This window comes from Methanocalculus alkaliphilus (genome assembly GCF_024170505.1).
GTDB lineage: Archaea > Halobacteriota > Methanomicrobia > Methanomicrobiales > Methanocorpusculaceae > Methanocalculus > Methanocalculus alkaliphilus.
The window spans coordinates 84,245-99,582 of the sequence record NZ_JALJYG010000005.1 but is presented as its reverse complement, the minus strand read 5'-3'; the positions used below and the strand labels follow the sequence as shown (position 1 = coordinate 99,582).

The window sequence follows — 15,338 nt, the reverse complement described above, 5'->3', positions numbered from 1 at the left end:
AATCAGGTGCGGAGGGAGGCTGCTATCTGATTAAGTTGTGAATCATCCAGAACCTCAAACTTCTCCTTTGTAATGACGGCGAGCTGGAATCCTTCTCCGGATCCGGCATCACGCCGCATTGCGGATTTGATGGATCGGACTGCAAGCTCAATCGCTTCCTTCTCGGTCATGCCTGATGCATATCTGTCTTCAAGCACTCCAAACGCCATCGGGGATCCTGATCCTGTTGCAACAAAATCATCTTCGCGAGTAGCACCGCCCATCGCATCAACCGAGTAGACTGAAGGCCCCTTCTCATCGATACCGCCGACGAGGAGCTGTACATAGTACGGGAAGTACCTGTTCTGGTTGAGATAGTTTGAGAGGAGTGTTGCGGATGCTCCGACGGTTATCCCGCGACCTCTCCGGATCTCAAAGAGGTTGCTCTCAACACTCATAAGCCGTGCCAGCTGCTGGGCGTCACCGACACCCCCGGCGGTTGTCATTCCGATGGATTCGGTGATCTTATAGATCTTCTTCGCATTTTTACTTGCGATCATGTACCCCATGGTCGCACGTTTCTCCGTCGCAAGGACGACACCATCTGAGAAGACGATCCCGATGGTCGTCGTCCCATGCATAATCTCCTGTGGCTGTTGCATCATGTATATGCCCCCAAAAATCAGAACGCAAAAAATGTTTGGCGTTGTTCCTTATTTGGTGATTACTTCAGATAAAGATTATTATTGTGGTTTGTCATTGAGCAGGACCCTGATCAGGTCGCGATCAAAGAGCATTGAGACAAGCCGCTTGTCACCGTTGACGACCGGGAGCTGATCAACCCTGCCCCTCTTCATCTTCAGTGCGCATTCACTCACCCCGGCATTCACCGGAACTGCAATCACCTTCTTCACCATTGCAAGTTTGACAGGCTTATCTGGCAGCTGAATACGTGAGATGCCATAGGAGATGACATGCATATCACGGATGCTCTCCCAGGTCCACTCATCATCATCGGTTCCATTGGAGAAGTCACTCACCTCGACATCATCCTCAATGCAGGAGCACCGGATGAGATCGCGCTCGGTGATGATACCATCAAGCTTATTCTCAGAATCCAGGATTGGTATGGCATCAGCATGCCCGATCTCCATAATCCTGCCGACAACCGTGAGGGGTGTCTCGTTCCAGAGTGCAAATGTCTTTGAAACGAAGTGCTGGCGGATTTCATCGGTTATTTTGAGTTGTGCGACGGCACCAACAAGATCGGCGACACTGATGAGGCCGATCAGTTTCCCATCCTCAACAACGGGGAGACGGCGGATATTTTTATTGATGATTATCTCTGCTGCTTCCCTGAGGGTGGTATCCGGTGTGATTGTGATCGGCTCATTACTCATCAGGAGTGCGATCTGGGTTTCATGAGGATTTCTCAGGAGATCCTTTCTTGTAATGATCCCGATGAGTCTGCCATCCTTCATCACTGGGACACCACTGATTCCGGTTCTCTTCAGGATCTTCAGGATCTCATCCCGGTTTGCCGGAGTATCAGCGGTGACCACATTCTTTGTCATGTAGTCACGAACAAGCATCACGCTTATACCCTCACCACCATGGTCGATATGGTGCTGTATTTTACAACATGAGCTGATACGCTACCGATTAAGAGGCGATCAATCTGGGATTTCCCGCGTGATCCAACAATGATCAGATCCGCGCCTTCTTTCTCTGCGGCATTGATGATCTCATTGCCTGCATGACCGGAGAGAAGATGTTTTTTCAGGGATACGCCTGCATCCTGAGCCTTCTTCTCTGCAGTATCAAGGAGTTTCTCTCCTTCCTGTTCGAGGAGGCTATAGATGACTTCCCAGGTGTTATCCATCGGTACCGACGAGATGAGGCCGGTCTCTATGATATACACAGCATGAAGCTCCGCCTTCCATCCGCGGGCCATATCGATGGCCTGATCAAGGACGTTCATGCTGATCTCTGAGCCATCTATGGCGACCAGTAGCTTGTGAAACATGGTATCACCAAAATAAGTTCTAGTATATTTGGTACTGATCAATTAAAAAAGAATCCTCTTGGGATGATCAGATCCCCCGCGTGAGACGATGGTCCGGTGAGGGTCACGTGAGTACCTGAGGTTCGACTGCTCTGCATCAATCAGAATGATCGGGCTCTTCTGACCTTCAGAAATGCGATACCCGGAGCCCGGAAGCACTGATCCGGCTATCCCCATCCTGAGGATCTCCCGCGCAGGTACAGAGGTGATCACAGAGAGGAATGCCATCTCGCCCCAGAGATCGGGCTGGACGAACATTGCATTATCAGTCCCAAGGAAGACGGTGCATCCAAGCTCAATCATCCTTTCAACAGGGGGCGCGGCGGGAGATTCTGTCACACCGAGCACCCAGTTTGAGCGTGGGCAGATGGCAATCGGGATCCCCCTGTCAGCACACTCCCGGAGATCCCGTTCTCTCGCATGAGTGCAGTGAATGAGAAGATCGGGGTCACAGGAGAGCGCCCCTTCAATATCGTGATGGTCCCGTTCCCCTGCGTGGATGGCAATGAGCTTCCCATTTCTCCGCGCCTCATCTATCTGCCTCTCATAATCCCGGATATCACGAACACTGCTTATTCCAAGACCATCTCCATGCACCTCCCCACCATCCCGTCCGAGAATGAGGGGGCGGATCCCAAGACCCACCGCCGCCTCCTTCAGGGCACTGACACCGGGCGGACCACCTTCCCGGAAGTCGGCAAACCCTGCTATACCGGATCGCTCCATATATTCCATCGTCGAACGCATCGCAGTGGTGAGTGTTCCCTGATCTGTTGCGCGAAGGATACGGTGTTTGAGGCCGTCAGGAGGTGCGACAATGGATGCAAGATCCCCGGTTATGGGAATATCCATCGCAACCGTATCGCCGATATGCGTGTGTGCATTGAAGAGCGCGGGGAGTATATACCGGCAGGGGGAGGTCCTGGTCTCCTCGATGGTCCGGATGGATCCTTCCTCAAGATGTATGCGAACATGCCGTGGTTCCAGGTCATCCTCCAGAAATGCAAGCCCTTCAAGGGAGCGTTCAGACTCCATAGCTATCCATTGACCTCCCTTTTATATATAGGCAATGAGAAACCATTGAGCATGGCAAAGAAGAAAGGCGGGAGAATGATTTCATCAGCAGGTCTTGTCACGTACTACGACAGCGAAGACCGACGAGCCATCACTATTAACCCAAAGACCGTTTTTGCGGCAACGATTGGCATTGCAGTATTCATCTATATCCTAAACCTCCTATACTAACCTGTTTTCCCGGCATTCTCTCAATGCCTCCCGGATGAGATCTTCTTTTTCCTTGAAGTAGAGCATATCATGCCCCTTCCAGGTTTCCATGTTTCTGAAGATGACGGCAGGAACGCCTTTATTACTCTCTCCCATCATGAAGTTTGCAAATCCTGCTATCTCATCGACGACCGCTTCTTCGGTGATGAGCAGTTCATGCCCGAAGAGATCATGATCGCCACGGAAGTCGCGTATTGCTGTCATACCGCTCCATCCTATGGCATGGCCGGTCTGGCCCCGCCGGAATGCCCGCCCACAGGTGTCGGTGAGGATGACGCGTACAGTCATCCCGGTCGTTGCCAGGATCTCATCCCTCAGTGATGCTGCGGCTGCCATCGGATCCTCTGGCAGAAGAATGACGATCCCGTCTTCGACATTGCTATGGTCAACACCCGCCCGCACTCCGATATGGCCTGATCGAAGTCGGGAGAGGATGAATGGTGCATCGATGATGATCTCCTCGGATGCATCAAGGACTGCCTGAACAAATGCTGGCTCCTCATGGGTGATCGCTCCGATCCTGATCGCCTCATCTGTTGGTGTGACGGTTGAGAGATGCCGTATAGTGCCAACCGACTTGGAATAGACAGAGCTTGCAACACAGAGGATGTCGCCGTCCTGTACGCTGATCGCTTCGCAGATGAGCCGGGCCAGATTGTCCCCCGGCTGGATAATGGGGAGTCCTTCAACCCCGATGACTTCGACAGACATGAGATCTTCTCTTCTGTGTTGGTCCAGATTAAGATTCGCAATTGTGTTTATCCGCGATGATACGAAGAGAGCCCCCTCACCATACCGTCTGGGGAATACCTTTTGGTTCAGGTCTCCTTCTGATCCGCTTGGGGGGATGGTGATCGTCCGCCTCTCCGATACCTTTATGCTTAAATCCGCAGACAACCGGGTACGCATGTACCATGTAATCCGGTGTCCGGGGTGCCGGTCATTTACCTATATCGATCATCTTCAGCGGTGGCGGCTCTGCCCGGTCTGTGGCGAGATCATCAGCGGAGCACGGGCACCGGTCTACCTTGAGGTGCAGAGCTATGAAGAGGCTGAAGATCTCATCGGCAGGCTTGAAGAGTACCTGAAGAGGGCGAGCAGGGATGAGCTGACCGATGAGGAGATCGCCCGCCTTCGCACCACCTATGCCCGGTGGGTGAAGGCGCATATTCCAACCTGAACTCAGCTCAGATACCCGTACCTGGCAACATAGAGATCGCCATGGCCCCGGTTGGCGACATCTCCCTTAAAATGATGGAGCTGGAGGCCGTCCCGATCGACACAGCCGATCCGCTCGAAGGTCGGGATCATCTCATCCGCATATCCATAGACATAGCATGTACCGGCTGACATATTTGCGCATACCCGGCTGCAGTCGCCAAGTATCATCACCGTGCCACCTTTCATCTCAGCACACGGGTAATCACCGGTATTCCCGCGGATGATCACCTCACCACCGGCGATATGCTCGCATGCAAAGTCTCCGACCGATCCGACCACCTCGATCGATCCGCCTCTCATCCCCTTGCGGCCGCCACGGTATCCGGCACCACAATACTCTCCCGCATCTCCATGGCAGATGATCTCGCCCCCCTTCATCTCACGGCCGAGCCACCCGTCAGCAGATCCCAGGATCTCGATACTCCCCCCGGACATAAAATTGCCACAATGCATCCCGATATCACCCTCGATGGTGATCGAGCCGGCGGTCATCATCTCACCGACCCGTTTGAAGCGTGCGGAGTCACCCCGTATCTCAATAGCAACCTCCGCAGCCGAGGAGGCCTCCCCTTCAATATGGATATCTGCAATTTCGGCAAGATGGATATGTCTGTTTCCGACAGCGACGATGATCTCTTCTCCTGAGAAGAAGGCGTCGGGTGTTATCATCTCGGCTTCGACCGGGATCAGCGGGTTATCCCTGTCCCAGAGGGTTATCGTCACTTTCATAGATCGGTCTCCGTCCTGATGCAGTAGTTCCTGTGGAGGTATTCCTCCTGGACCGGATAATTACTCATTCGGATGCTGTAATACCGTTCAAAGTGTTCCTTGAACCGTTCATCATGCGTCATGTCATACTCCGGAGGAACCTCAGGCTTCACCCAGAATGTGGTATTCTCACCATGAATCAGTGCATCACCCCTCCTGGATACGACCCGGCCACGCTTGATCGTATATTCGGTCTGTGAAAAGCCTTTGATGACCTCTTCATACTGTTGTGCGGGGTCAATATCATCAACCCTCATCGGATAGACCGCAATATCTGCTTCAGCACCGGGGAGGAGATATCCCTTGCCGACACCGGTGATCCCAAGCGCCCGTGCCTGGCCGGCACGTGTCATCACCGCGATATCATGCCAGGTGAGCTCCCGGTCGATGGCAGGGAGGGGCACTCTCTTCCCGGTATCCTGGTGAACCGTTGCAAATTCTGCGTCCCGGTATTTTTTGCTCATCAGAAGTGCGATGATCTCAGGGTATTTGACAAACGGAGCACCATTTGGATTATCGGTCGTCAGGAGGCACTGCCATGGACTCTCGACGAGGAGGGCAAGTTCAAGGCCGATCGCCCACATGATGCTGTTGACAAGGTTCTTCCTCCGGTAATTAACCGGAATAATCCCGGATCCGGTCTCAAGCTCGACATCATGGTTGCTCCACTTGTCATGGTGGAGCCGGTAGAGGTTAAACTCCATCGGCCCGTCTGCCGTCATCGTTGTGGTCCTTCCAAACATCACCTGGCCCATATCGATGACGATCTGAGGGCGCATATTCACCTTTCGAGCAATCGGTTCGCTCTTTGAAGAGAAGTCGGACCATCCGCTTCCTCCATATGAGTGGAACTGGACATGAGTTGCATACAGTGTCTGCCGCTTGTCATTCAGATCCGGGACGAGGTCAAAGGTACCGAGGGTGCAGGTATAGTTGCCCGGGGTTCCAAGATTATTACAATGGAGGTGGACAGAATGTGGAAGATTCAGGAGCTCGTTCGCCTCGATAGCGGATCTGATGATCTCGGTCGGGGTGATATCAAACCGTGGCATCTTCTGGTTGATGCATGAGACGTTCTTCCCAAAGCCCCATGCCTCGGTTCCTCCGGGATTGGTAAGCTTAACCGCAAAACCTTTCACTGCTGAGAGTGTCCAGGCGATGATGGCCGCCGTCCGTTTGATGTCTCCTTCTTCGATTGCTCCAAGCATCCCCCAGTTCCCGTCAAAGAGTGCATTGGCAAATGAGTCCTGAAGTGGGGTGAAGGCAAACTCCTCATGGGTATGCCTCGCTTCCAGTGGTGCCATCGCCCCTTCGACGAGGCAGGTGTATCCAAGAGCACTGTATTTGTAGCTGTTTCCATAGGTTGTGGGTACGCTGTACCCGGAGGTGATGTGCATCGGACCCTTTTTCTGCGTTCTTCCTGCACGCATATCCTCAGGGCTCATGTATCTCCCAAAGTTCACCTTCGTCCCGGAGGTATGGGTATGAGAGTCAATACCCCCTGGCAGGGTGAGGAACCCCTGTGCATCGATCACTTCGGCTTTCCCTGATACGTCCTCAACGATCCTCCCGCCATCCATTGCGATATCCATCAGCTCGCCATTGATGCCCGATATCGGATCGATGACCCAGGCATTCTTCAGAAGAATCTCACCCATTTCCATTCAACTCCCTGACTCGTTCGCAGATCCTGTCGAGAACCTGCTTATCGGTTGGAAATTCTGTCTCTACCACCTTTTTCATCCTGATTGGAACACCATCCATTCGGTATGCGGTTCCTGCAACCTCGATTCCGGTGATCGCAACGGGGATCTGCACCTGGCAGAGTGCTGTCGTTGGATTGACGCATGGATCGATCTGAATGGTCGGTATTGCTGCCATATGTTCAATACAGGTTTTTGGGAAGTGTGCGCCGGGATCGCTTGCCACAACGAGGCATGCATCCGGTTCTTTTCTGGCCAGTACATCGATGACGGTTGTCTCGCCGGGATTGTAAAAAGCGATACCACGTGAGAAGTCTACAGCAAACGGATATCCTGCCATCCAGGTGAGGACTTCATTGAAGCCATAGACGTTATAATGGCCCCGCATCGCACTGATCGTAAACTTCGTCTTCCGGTTCAGTTCAGAGACGAGCTCGATGGCATTTCTGATATTTTTATACTTCCCCCTGGTCATGGAGACTCCAAGACCGAAGAAGACTGCCCCATAGCTTGCATTCTGGCAGGCCTCAACGACCCGCTCCAACTGCTCCTTCTTCACACCTGCAACCGTTGCGGGAACAACATCTCCTCGTCCTCGCACCATCGCACGGAGTGCCGAGAGGATGAGATAATCCCCTCCCGGTTTCACCTGGATGAACTCATCGGCAATCTTTGCCGTCTCGGACTCACGAATATCGACGACGACGACTTTTCTGTCACGGACGGTATTTTCAAAGAAGTACCCGTCTGCATAGGTTGAATACCTGCTCAGGTGGCGGGGGTGCGCCTCGATCGGGTTGCACCCCCAGTAGATGACGAGATCTGCCCGGTTCTTCACCTGACCGAGGGTGCAGCCGGGATGGCCCACCTCCTGAATCGCGATGATGGAAGGGTTGTGGCAGACCGATGTGGTGCTGTCGATGAGGGCACCAAGCTCTTCAGCAAGATGGACCGCCGTCACCTGCGCCTCATTATAGGTTCCGCTCCATCCATAGAGGAGGGGGCGGTTTGCTCCGGTAAGAATCCGGGCGGTCTCCTCAATCGCCTCATCAAAGCTCACCTCCACCCATGAACCGTCTTTTCTCATGATCGGGTGCTTCAGGCGTTTCTTTGAGAGAAACTTTGCATTACCAAGCACACAGCAGTTCTCAACGCCGACAATACGATTGTTCTTCACTGTCAGGGTGATGTCATCACAAAGACAGCCGCAGAAAGGGCATGGTACATCTTCAACTATCATAACGGAGCCCTCCAATATCTTCCATCAGATCCCATACCGTGACGATAGGATCGTCTGTCGGTTCAATCTCGACAGAAATCTCCTTATAATCAGGCATCCCTGTTCCATGACTGTATCCGCCGGTGATGGCGTTTGCATATGGTCCAAGGGCAATAAAGACACACCCTTCCCGTAAGGTCTCTGTCTCCTGGGTTTTCAGGACCACAGATCCTGCCTCACTTGAGACACGGACATTGTCACCCGACTCGATACCAAGATCGAAGAGATCCATCGGATGGATGAAAAGGATCGAGGTTGCCTCTCTGTAGCCTTGTGAGATCTTATGCTCGACAAAGGATCCCTGCGGGATCGTCCTTCCTGAGATGAGTGTATATCTCATACCTCCTCCCCCTCTGTTGCCTCAACAACACGCGCAACCCGGATGGCATTGTTTGGGCAGTGTTCCTCGCAGGTTTTGCATCCTGTACATTTCTCCTCATGGAAGACTTTGGTCTGGCCGGTATCAACCCGCATGATCACTTCGTTCGATCGTGATGTCCCACTTGATCGCAATGAGGGATCGATCTCACGATTCACCGGGCAGACCACCGAACAGTTTCCACATCCCATACAGGTCTTTGGATTAATGCTGATATGATAGGTCCCTGAGATGAGCAGTTTCTCCTCTTTCTTTATTGCAAGAATTTGTCCGCTTGCAAGGACATCCTCCGGGCATGCCTCGACGCAGAGGCCGCAACGGATACAATGCCCTTTTGTTATCTCAGGTCTCCATATACCTCCGCGTTTCACAACAACGATCGCCTCAGGTGCAGGACAGATCATCATACAGGCGAGACACTGCGTACATTCATTCTCAGTCGTTACAGGGAAGTCTCTGAAGTACGGCGGGGTCACCAGCGGTTCGGTCTTCGCTGTCAGAAACCTGCTGATCCATGCAGGACGGAGGAACTCTCTGATATACCAGATGATCGATGTCACAACGTCACCTCTCCGTACAGGCAATACAGGGATCTGAACTGATGAAGATCGATGTGATGTCGGCTGCGGATTCGGCATCAGTCAGCATCTCATGCGCACAGACCTGGGTATTCATAATAGATGGTGTCTGGATTGCAATCTCAAGGATACGGCCATACTCGTCGGTGACGAGATCATAGAGGAGTTCGCCACGCGGGGCCTCTGCCCGGTACTGGATCGCTCCTGCCCGTATGACACCGCCACCACGGACTGATCCCGGCTTCATCCTGGAAAGAGCCGCCCTGATGAGGTTTGTGCTTTGAAAGACCTCCTCAAATCGTGCCATGATCCGGGCATAATTATCTCCTTCCTGTCGCACAACAGGAGTAAAGCCAAGTGCCTGATAGGTCGGATGATCAGATCGACAGTCCACCGATATCCCGCTTGCCCGTGCAGTCGGACCGACGGCATGTGCTGCCTCTGCCGCTTCTTTGGTGAGGATGCCGATCCCTTTGGATCGAAGGGCGATGAAAGGTCCTGTCTCAAAGATCCTCACAAAGCGTCTCAATTCCGAATCGATATGATCAAGAGCCACCCTGAGGGATTCCTCTTTTTCATCCGGGAGATCCCACCTGACACCTCCAGGGACGATATATGAGCAGGTGATCCGTGCACCGGTGATCAGCTCCAGCTGATCCATCACCGTCTCTCGGAGATTGAGGATATACATCGCGAGTGTCTCATGCTCGATGGTATAGCAGTAGGAGTAGTTTGCCAGAAGATGGCTCTGCATCCGGTCGAGTTCGTTGACGATGACACGGAGGTATGCTGCCCGTTCAGGGGGTGTTATCCCGGATATCTTCTCGACAGCCTCGATGAAGGTGTAATTATGAATGACCGAGCAGATCCCACAGACCCGTTCTGCAAGGAACATCACCTCCTGCCAGGGGCGGCCCCGCATAATCCGTTCGATCCCTTTCTTTACATAACCGAGCTCGACTTCTGCCGAGAGGACATACTCACCCCGTGTCTCGCATTTTATCCGGCAGGGTTCCTTGAAGAGGGGGTGTACCGGACCAACTGGGAGGGATATGTCAACTGTCTTCTTCATTTCTTCTTCTCCTCGTAATCCTTGAAGATGAGTGGTGCCAGTGAGAGGATGGTGCTGATAATCTCTGTTGGACGTGGCGGGCAACCGGGAATCTCTGCTGCAATCGGGATATGTTTTGAGACCGGGGGATCGACGAGCGTCTCCGGCCGGTTGAATACACAACCTGAGATTGGGCAGTTGCCGATGGCGATAGCAACCTTCGGATGGGGAATCTTCTCCCAGAGTTGTTTGAGTTTATCTTCCCATTGCGGAGAGAAGGCACCGGTTATCAGGAGCACATCTGCTTCACGCGGGTTGTTATGGACATAGATCCCATACTGTTCAATATCATAGCGCGGGGAGAGGCATGCGATGATCTCAATGTCACACCCGTTGCAGGATCCGACATTTACATAGCAGACATGAATTGAGCGTGATCGGACGGTATTCTTCAGTCTCTGGATGATACTCATGATCTGATCAGCTCCAGAATCTCTGCTCTCCCTTCTTTAAATGCAATCTCTCTCTCCAGTCCTCTCTCGATCTTCTCCATAACACCGGCCACCGCCTTCTGGCCTTTATCCGGTGGTATAAGAAGGGTTGCCTGTGTCAGGAGGTGGATGCCGAGCTGCTGCTCGATATCGGTTCCTTTTCTTCGTGCGGCATCACACCGGGCTGGCAGGTTTTCAAGAAGAAGCATATCACACTGTTCGATAAGGATCTTTCGTGCTCCCTGAATATGTATACCAAGGATTGCGGCAATCTCCTGCGTGGCGGCATGGTGCCTCCGGCTTCCGAGGATCAGCAGTTTCATCCTCCTGAGATCCTTCTCATACAGATATTCCATTATATCACACCTCCTGCATAGAGAATCCCATAGATGGCAAAGGTCAGGAGAGAACACCAGATCAGGATCATCTCGTATTTTTTTGCCTGTTCTTTGTTTGAGGTGAATAATCGGGAGGCAAGACCGATGAGTATCAGGGATCCGATGATCGCGGCATAGAGGATGGATGCCATATATGCACTCTGAACCATGAAGAGTCCGATATACAATGCGACACCGGCAACCATTGAGAGGCGAATCAGACTCATGCAAAGACCCCCAGGTAGATGATATAACAGGCGATCAGGGCGGTTGTCATCGTCTGAACCGTCACCGAGTCATAGGGTGCCAGCATCGGTGTGGCCGCACAGACGAATGAGAGCGTCAGCATCAGAAGAAGGATGAGCAGAAGCGTCAGCGGAACCCCGACCGGTCCGATGAAGATCATCACAAAGGCGTACAGGAGGACGAAGGTCTTCAGACCGAATGCCGCGTTCATTACCCCGCGCCAGACCCCGAAGTGTTCGGTCCAGTATCCTGAGACGAGTTCTTTTGCCTCGACGATCGAGAAGGGGCCGTAGTGGACCTTTGAGAGGATCACCATATACAATGCGATCGCCGCAGGAAGAGCCGGAAGGAGAAGCGGTCCGTTGATCACCTGGTACGCCTCAATGTCCCGGAGCATCAGTGATCCTGTGATCAGGTAGATGAGAGCGACACTGGCGAGGAGCGGAAGCTCCGATGCCGCCGAGACGACTGATCGTATCGCTCCAAACTTGGTATACGGCGAGCCTGAGGCAAGCCCTATTCCATGCTCCACGATCTTATGGAGGACATAGAGGGCGAAGAGGAGCAGCAGGCTCTCTCCTGCCATCAGGAGGGCAAATGCGGCGACCCAGAGGCCGATTGATATGGCGACAACCCCGACATAGACACCCTGGCTGGCGGTCTTTGGTATCCAGGTCTCTTTTGCAAGGAACTTGAGGGTATGGAGTATCTCCTGCCAGATCGGCGGGCCTGGCCTTCCCTGGACACGTGCGATCACTTTTCGGTGAATGCCGTGGAGGAGAAGGCCCGCAAAGATAGCTGCGAGGATATATTCGATCATATCAGTACCCCATAAACGGAATATCTCCGTCGGTCAGCCGTGCTGCAAAGAGGAGACCCACGGAGATGAGCAGAACCGGCACAATCAGGATGGCTATTACTGCAGAGATGGATGGGGCTATTGCTCCAAGGTGTGCCCCGGCAGATGTTATGACGAGGATCACACCTGAGATGATAGCCAACAACTGAATGGAGAGTCTCTTCATCATATCACCAGAACTATCTCAATTACCCGCAGGAAGAGCAGGAGTGAGCTGAAATGGATCATCAGGACATACGGCGCTCCCTGTGCCCTGATGATCTCGGCTTTACCGATATACAATGGTGCGATACCTTCCCCCATCACTCCAAGGACGAGGAGGGCTTTTGCAAGGAGTGGAACAACGCCTGCACCGGCGAGCACCCAGATGGAGAGGCTCCCGGTCGTTGCGAGGATGAGGGCAGCTCCACCGAAGAGCGGAACTATTGCAAGCATTGCAACGATACCATACTGATATGCGGCGTTGAGAACATGCCGGTTTCCGGAGGCTGCCACGATACCGATATTGGTTATTCCGACCATCACGGCAAAGAGGGTGAAGTTGAAGATATCCCCGGTTACCATGGCGCCAAGGGTGGCTGCACCACAGGCGATAGCCATGAACCTGGAGAATCGCATATCCGGTTCATTGACCTCTTTTGCATAGTATGCATCACCGCCAAAGGTGATATTCACCTGCCGTTCAGGGAGGCTGAAAATCGCAATCAGAATGAAGATGATGACAAATGCAGCGAGTGCTCCTGTATAGACACTGAAGTAGGGAACAATATCTCCAAATGAGAGGGAGAAGAGCTCTCTCCCCTCGACATTGAGATCAAACACCTGGATCACCCCGCATCGTTCCGATGAGTGAGAACTTTGCCATCACCTTCAGCAGGATTCCCCCTCCTGCCAGCATCACTGCGAGGAACCACTGTGACGGGAAGATGAGGAAGATGAAGAAGGCTGCAATCCATGTAACCCAGGCATATCCACTGACCGTCTCTATCAGCTCAAACTTCTCATCATGCGCTTTGAAGGCGAGATAGAAGATGATCCCAAGACCCGCTATCGCCCCTCCGGAGAATCCGGACAGGATGATTCCATAGATCACAAGAATCGCTGCAAGAATTGAAGGTGCGGTATCAAGGATCTCAATATCAAGAACTGTGCTGCTCTTCTCCTGCTGGATTCCTTCCTTGACCAGATAGATCTCTGCAAGAGCCATCAGCTTTGATATCCCAACAACAAGTCCTGGAAGGATGAGCGCCTCCGCGAGATCAGTACCGACGAGGGCGATGATGAAGAGTGCCATAATCGCGGCAAGATCTGTCAGGATGAGCTTGTGCAGGTCATCCTTCTCCTGGAGGAATGCGAGGAAGGTGGCAAGGATACAGAGTGAAACTGCAAACAACCCGATATGGAAAGGCGTGATCATTCGTCATCCCTCCGTCGGTACAGATATGCCGCCATTGCAAAGGCGACGAAGAGTATCGCCGTCTCGACGACGGTGTCAAGTCCCCGTGTTACATAGAGGATCTCATCGATTATTCCACCAGGGTGGGCGACGATAGTGGTTCCCATATAGGGAGTTGTGGCAACAACCGCCATCGCAAGGGGCGTCAGGTATGCGGTGGTGAAGCCGAGGTATGGGCTGTTCTCCGGGTATTCGGCGAGGATATCGGCTCTCTCGAATGGCTCGCCTCCCCGATCATAAGGATCGAGGGGGCTGTCACGGTCGATCGTCTTTGGATAGAGGCGATCGCCATGATATTCCATCGAGGGGATGCTGATGAGACCACCAAGGATGACGATGATGATCAGGACAGCATAAACACGGGAGAGGTTGTCGAAATTTGAGAGAATTTTGGATATTTTGCGTATCATTGACCCGCAGCCTCCTTCTTTCCGATAACCCGGACGAGGATGAATACACTGACCGCCGAGACGGCAACAAATGTCAGGAGGGCGATCATCTCATCAAAGGAGAGCATCACAAGGAGGAGGCCGAATGCCGCCACTTCGATATTGATCAGTCGTGTGATGTAGTCCCTCGGTGATGGCCAGGCGGTACATATCGTTCCAAGGATGAGCAGCCCGCATCCGATGATAAACTCAGGACTCATCGAACCGGCCTCCCAAGCAGAAGCAGGATGATGATCGTTGAGAGCGGAACGATGAGGACGACGACGATTGCAACATCCAGATACCCTCTCATCACGACGAACGGTATGATCCCGGCAGTGATGATCGAAAGCCCGATCAGCTTGTCAAAGGGTCCTTTCCAGAGTGCGGTAGCGACCGCTCCAAGCGTGATCAGCACTGTCAGGAGCAGGATAACCAGACTATCGATCATGTGCCACCCCGTTTTGCATAGGCACTGGCAATTGCATTTGCCTCAAGGGTAGATCCGATGAAGTATGCAGCTGCTGCAACGAGTGTGAGGGGATGGGGAAGGATCAGGACGATGGCTCCGGCGATCCCGAAGTTCATCACATTTACAAAAGGCAGTCTGGCGAGAGTCTCCTTTTCGATGACAGCCCTGAAGGCACCATAGACTGCTATCAGAAGGCAGATGGCGGCTGCAATCAGGCTCTCCACCTCCAGAAAATGCCAAGGAGATGGCTTGCCTTTGTGAGGGAGAGGCCCTGTATCGTAAGGATTGCAATGACCGTCCCAACGATGAAGTCGGATGGCATAAAGCCAGACTGCATGGAGAGTGCAATGATACCGGTTGCGATGAGTGCTCCGGTTGTCCCTGCATATCCGGGATCATGACAGATCCTGTTTCCAATGAATACGAGAAGAGCTGCTGCAATGCCCCCTGGAATACCGGCGACAAAGACCCCGCATGCCGCAAGAAGGGTTCCGGCGGATGCATCAGGTGATGAGACGATGTTGCCCATCATCCAGCCACCGTTTCGATCGCCCCCACGCCGGGCAATCAGCTCACCAATGGCTTTGGCGCCACTGACGCCTCCTTTTTCGGGAAGACGCCAGAATACATCGACAGATACAAAAAGTATCCAGGACAGTGCAGCTGCAATTAGTATTCGTCCATATTCTTCAAGCATTCTGC

General features: G+C 52.9%; 25 protein-coding genes. 2 read left to right on the top strand and 23 right to left on the bottom strand.

Going from position 1 to position 15,338, the window contains the following annotated elements:
- Positions 1–2: 2 nt before the first annotated feature.
- From psmB to J2T58_RS05380, 4 genes are all read right to left on the bottom strand, one after another.
- Positions 3–644 (bottom strand): archaeal proteasome endopeptidase complex subunit beta, encoded by a 642-nt coding sequence (gene psmB / locus J2T58_RS05395; RefSeq protein ID WP_253488021.1) that lies wholly within the window; start codon positions 642–644, stop codon positions 3–5.
- A gap of 78 nt (positions 645–722) precedes the next feature.
- Positions 723–1,571, bottom strand: a complete 849-nt coding sequence (locus tag J2T58_RS05390) for a CBS domain-containing protein (RefSeq protein WP_253488105.1) — start codon at positions 1,569–1,571, stop codon at positions 723–725.
- 5 nt (positions 1,572–1,576) lie between these two features.
- Complete coding sequence (locus tag J2T58_RS05385) at positions 1,577–2,005, bottom strand: universal stress protein (RefSeq protein WP_253488020.1); 429 nt, start codon at positions 2,003–2,005, stop codon at positions 1,577–1,579.
- 42 nt (positions 2,006–2,047) lie between these two features.
- Positions 2,048–3,079, bottom strand: a complete 1,032-nt coding sequence (locus J2T58_RS05380; RefSeq protein WP_253488019.1) for an amidohydrolase family protein — start codon at positions 3,077–3,079, stop codon at positions 2,048–2,050.
- Between the two features lie 51 nt (positions 3,080–3,130).
- On the opposite strand from J2T58_RS05380, the gene J2T58_RS05375 reads away from it, so the two are divergent.
- Entirely contained in the window at positions 3,131–3,289 is a 159-nt protein-coding gene (locus J2T58_RS05375) for a preprotein translocase subunit Sec61beta (protein ID WP_211529928.1), read from the top strand.
- Here the strand turns inward: J2T58_RS05375 and J2T58_RS05370 are convergent.
- Positions 3,281–4,039, bottom strand: a complete 759-nt coding sequence (locus J2T58_RS05370) for a coenzyme F420-0:L-glutamate ligase (RefSeq protein ID WP_253488018.1) — start codon at positions 4,037–4,039, stop codon at positions 3,281–3,283. The genes J2T58_RS05375 and J2T58_RS05370 overlap by 9 nt on opposite strands.
- Positions 4,040–4,235: 196 nt before the next feature.
- Here J2T58_RS05370 and J2T58_RS05365 point away from each other — a divergent pair, with 196 nt between their 5' ends.
- Positions 4,236–4,508 carry a DUF1922 domain-containing protein gene (locus J2T58_RS05365; RefSeq protein WP_253488017.1) on the top strand — a complete coding sequence of 91 codons (273 nt, stop codon included), beginning with the start codon at positions 4,236–4,238 and terminating at the stop codon, positions 4,506–4,508.
- Positions 4,509–4,510: 2 nt separating this feature from the next.
- On the opposite strand, the gene J2T58_RS05360 is transcribed toward J2T58_RS05365, so the two are convergent.
- From J2T58_RS05360 to ehaB, 18 genes are read right to left on the bottom strand one after another with little or no spacing between them, the layout of a single operon-like run.
- Positions 4,511–5,278: a formylmethanofuran dehydrogenase subunit C gene (locus J2T58_RS05360; protein ID WP_253488016.1), complete on the bottom strand. Its 768-nt coding sequence runs from the start codon at positions 5,276–5,278 to the stop codon at positions 4,511–4,513.
- Entirely contained in the window at positions 5,275–6,975 is a 1,701-nt protein-coding gene (locus J2T58_RS05355; protein WP_253488015.1) for a formylmethanofuran dehydrogenase subunit A, read from the bottom strand. Before J2T58_RS05355 ends, J2T58_RS05360 begins: the two co-directional genes overlap by 4 nt.
- Positions 6,968–8,260, bottom strand: coding sequence for a formylmethanofuran dehydrogenase subunit B (locus tag J2T58_RS05350; RefSeq protein ID WP_253488014.1), 1,293 nt, complete (start codon positions 8,258–8,260; stop codon positions 6,968–6,970). The genes J2T58_RS05355 and J2T58_RS05350 overlap by 8 nt, the downstream gene beginning before the upstream one ends.
- Positions 8,250–8,639, bottom strand: a complete 390-nt coding sequence (locus tag J2T58_RS05345) for a molybdopterin dinucleotide binding domain-containing protein (RefSeq protein WP_253488013.1) — start codon at positions 8,637–8,639, stop codon at positions 8,250–8,252. Before J2T58_RS05345 ends, J2T58_RS05350 begins: the two co-directional genes overlap by 11 nt.
- Positions 8,636–9,238 (bottom strand): 4Fe-4S binding protein, encoded by a 603-nt coding sequence (locus J2T58_RS05340; protein ID WP_253488011.1) that lies wholly within the window; start codon positions 9,236–9,238, stop codon positions 8,636–8,638. Before J2T58_RS05340 ends, J2T58_RS05345 begins: the two co-directional genes overlap by 4 nt.
- Before the next feature lie 4 nt (positions 9,239–9,242).
- A complete protein-coding gene (locus tag J2T58_RS05335; RefSeq protein WP_253488010.1) occupies positions 9,243–10,328 on the bottom strand; it encodes a hydrogenase large subunit in 1,086 nt (361 codons plus the stop codon).
- Positions 10,325–10,780: an NADH-quinone oxidoreductase subunit B family protein gene (locus J2T58_RS05330; protein ID WP_253488009.1), complete on the bottom strand. Its 456-nt coding sequence runs from the start codon at positions 10,778–10,780 to the stop codon at positions 10,325–10,327. Before J2T58_RS05330 ends, J2T58_RS05335 begins: the two co-directional genes overlap by 4 nt.
- Positions 10,777–11,154 (bottom strand): EhaM family protein, encoded by a 378-nt coding sequence (locus J2T58_RS05325; RefSeq protein ID WP_253488008.1) that lies wholly within the window; start codon positions 11,152–11,154, stop codon positions 10,777–10,779. Before J2T58_RS05325 ends, J2T58_RS05330 begins: the two co-directional genes overlap by 4 nt.
- Positions 11,154–11,402: a hypothetical protein gene (locus J2T58_RS05320; RefSeq protein WP_253488007.1), complete on the bottom strand. Its 249-nt coding sequence runs from the start codon at positions 11,400–11,402 to the stop codon at positions 11,154–11,156. Before J2T58_RS05320 ends, J2T58_RS05325 begins: the two co-directional genes overlap by 1 nt.
- The gene (locus J2T58_RS05315) at positions 11,399–12,241 is read right to left on the bottom strand and encodes a respiratory chain complex I subunit 1 family protein (protein WP_253488006.1); all 843 of its coding nucleotides are present in this window, start codon (positions 12,239–12,241) and stop codon (positions 11,399–11,401) included. Before J2T58_RS05315 ends, J2T58_RS05320 begins: the two co-directional genes overlap by 4 nt.
- Position 12,242: 1 nt before the next feature.
- Positions 12,243–12,449: a hypothetical protein gene (locus J2T58_RS05310; protein WP_253488004.1), complete on the bottom strand. Its 207-nt coding sequence runs from the start codon at positions 12,447–12,449 to the stop codon at positions 12,243–12,245.
- Positions 12,446–13,102 carry a hypothetical protein gene (locus J2T58_RS05305; RefSeq protein ID WP_253488002.1) on the bottom strand — a complete coding sequence of 219 codons (657 nt, stop codon included), beginning with the start codon at positions 13,100–13,102 and terminating at the stop codon, positions 12,446–12,448. The genes J2T58_RS05310 and J2T58_RS05305 overlap by 4 nt, the downstream gene beginning before the upstream one ends.
- The gene (locus J2T58_RS05300) at positions 13,095–13,697 is read right to left on the bottom strand and encodes an EhaG family protein (protein WP_253488000.1); all 603 of its coding nucleotides are present in this window, start codon (positions 13,695–13,697) and stop codon (positions 13,095–13,097) included. Before J2T58_RS05300 ends, J2T58_RS05305 begins: the two co-directional genes overlap by 8 nt.
- On the bottom strand, positions 13,694–14,146 hold the full coding sequence (locus J2T58_RS05295) for an EhaF family protein (RefSeq protein ID WP_253487998.1): 453 nt from the start codon (positions 14,144–14,146) through the stop codon (positions 13,694–13,696). Before J2T58_RS05295 ends, J2T58_RS05300 begins: the two co-directional genes overlap by 4 nt.
- Positions 14,143–14,385 carry an EhaE family protein gene (locus tag J2T58_RS05290; protein ID WP_253487996.1) on the bottom strand — a complete coding sequence of 81 codons (243 nt, stop codon included), beginning with the start codon at positions 14,383–14,385 and terminating at the stop codon, positions 14,143–14,145. The genes J2T58_RS05295 and J2T58_RS05290 overlap by 4 nt, the downstream gene beginning before the upstream one ends.
- On the bottom strand, positions 14,382–14,615 hold the full coding sequence (locus J2T58_RS05285; protein ID WP_253487994.1) for an EhaD family protein: 234 nt from the start codon (positions 14,613–14,615) through the stop codon (positions 14,382–14,384). The genes J2T58_RS05290 and J2T58_RS05285 overlap by 4 nt, the downstream gene beginning before the upstream one ends.
- On the bottom strand, positions 14,612–14,860 hold the full coding sequence (locus tag J2T58_RS05280; RefSeq protein WP_366518447.1) for an EhaC family protein: 249 nt from the start codon (positions 14,858–14,860) through the stop codon (positions 14,612–14,614). Before J2T58_RS05280 ends, J2T58_RS05285 begins: the two co-directional genes overlap by 4 nt.
- Positions 14,848–15,333, bottom strand: coding sequence for a [NiFe]-hydrogenase-3-type subunit EhaB (gene ehaB / locus J2T58_RS05275; protein WP_253487993.1), 486 nt, complete (start codon positions 15,331–15,333; stop codon positions 14,848–14,850). The genes J2T58_RS05280 and ehaB overlap by 13 nt, the downstream gene beginning before the upstream one ends.
- Between the last annotated feature and the right edge of the window lie 5 nt (positions 15,334–15,338).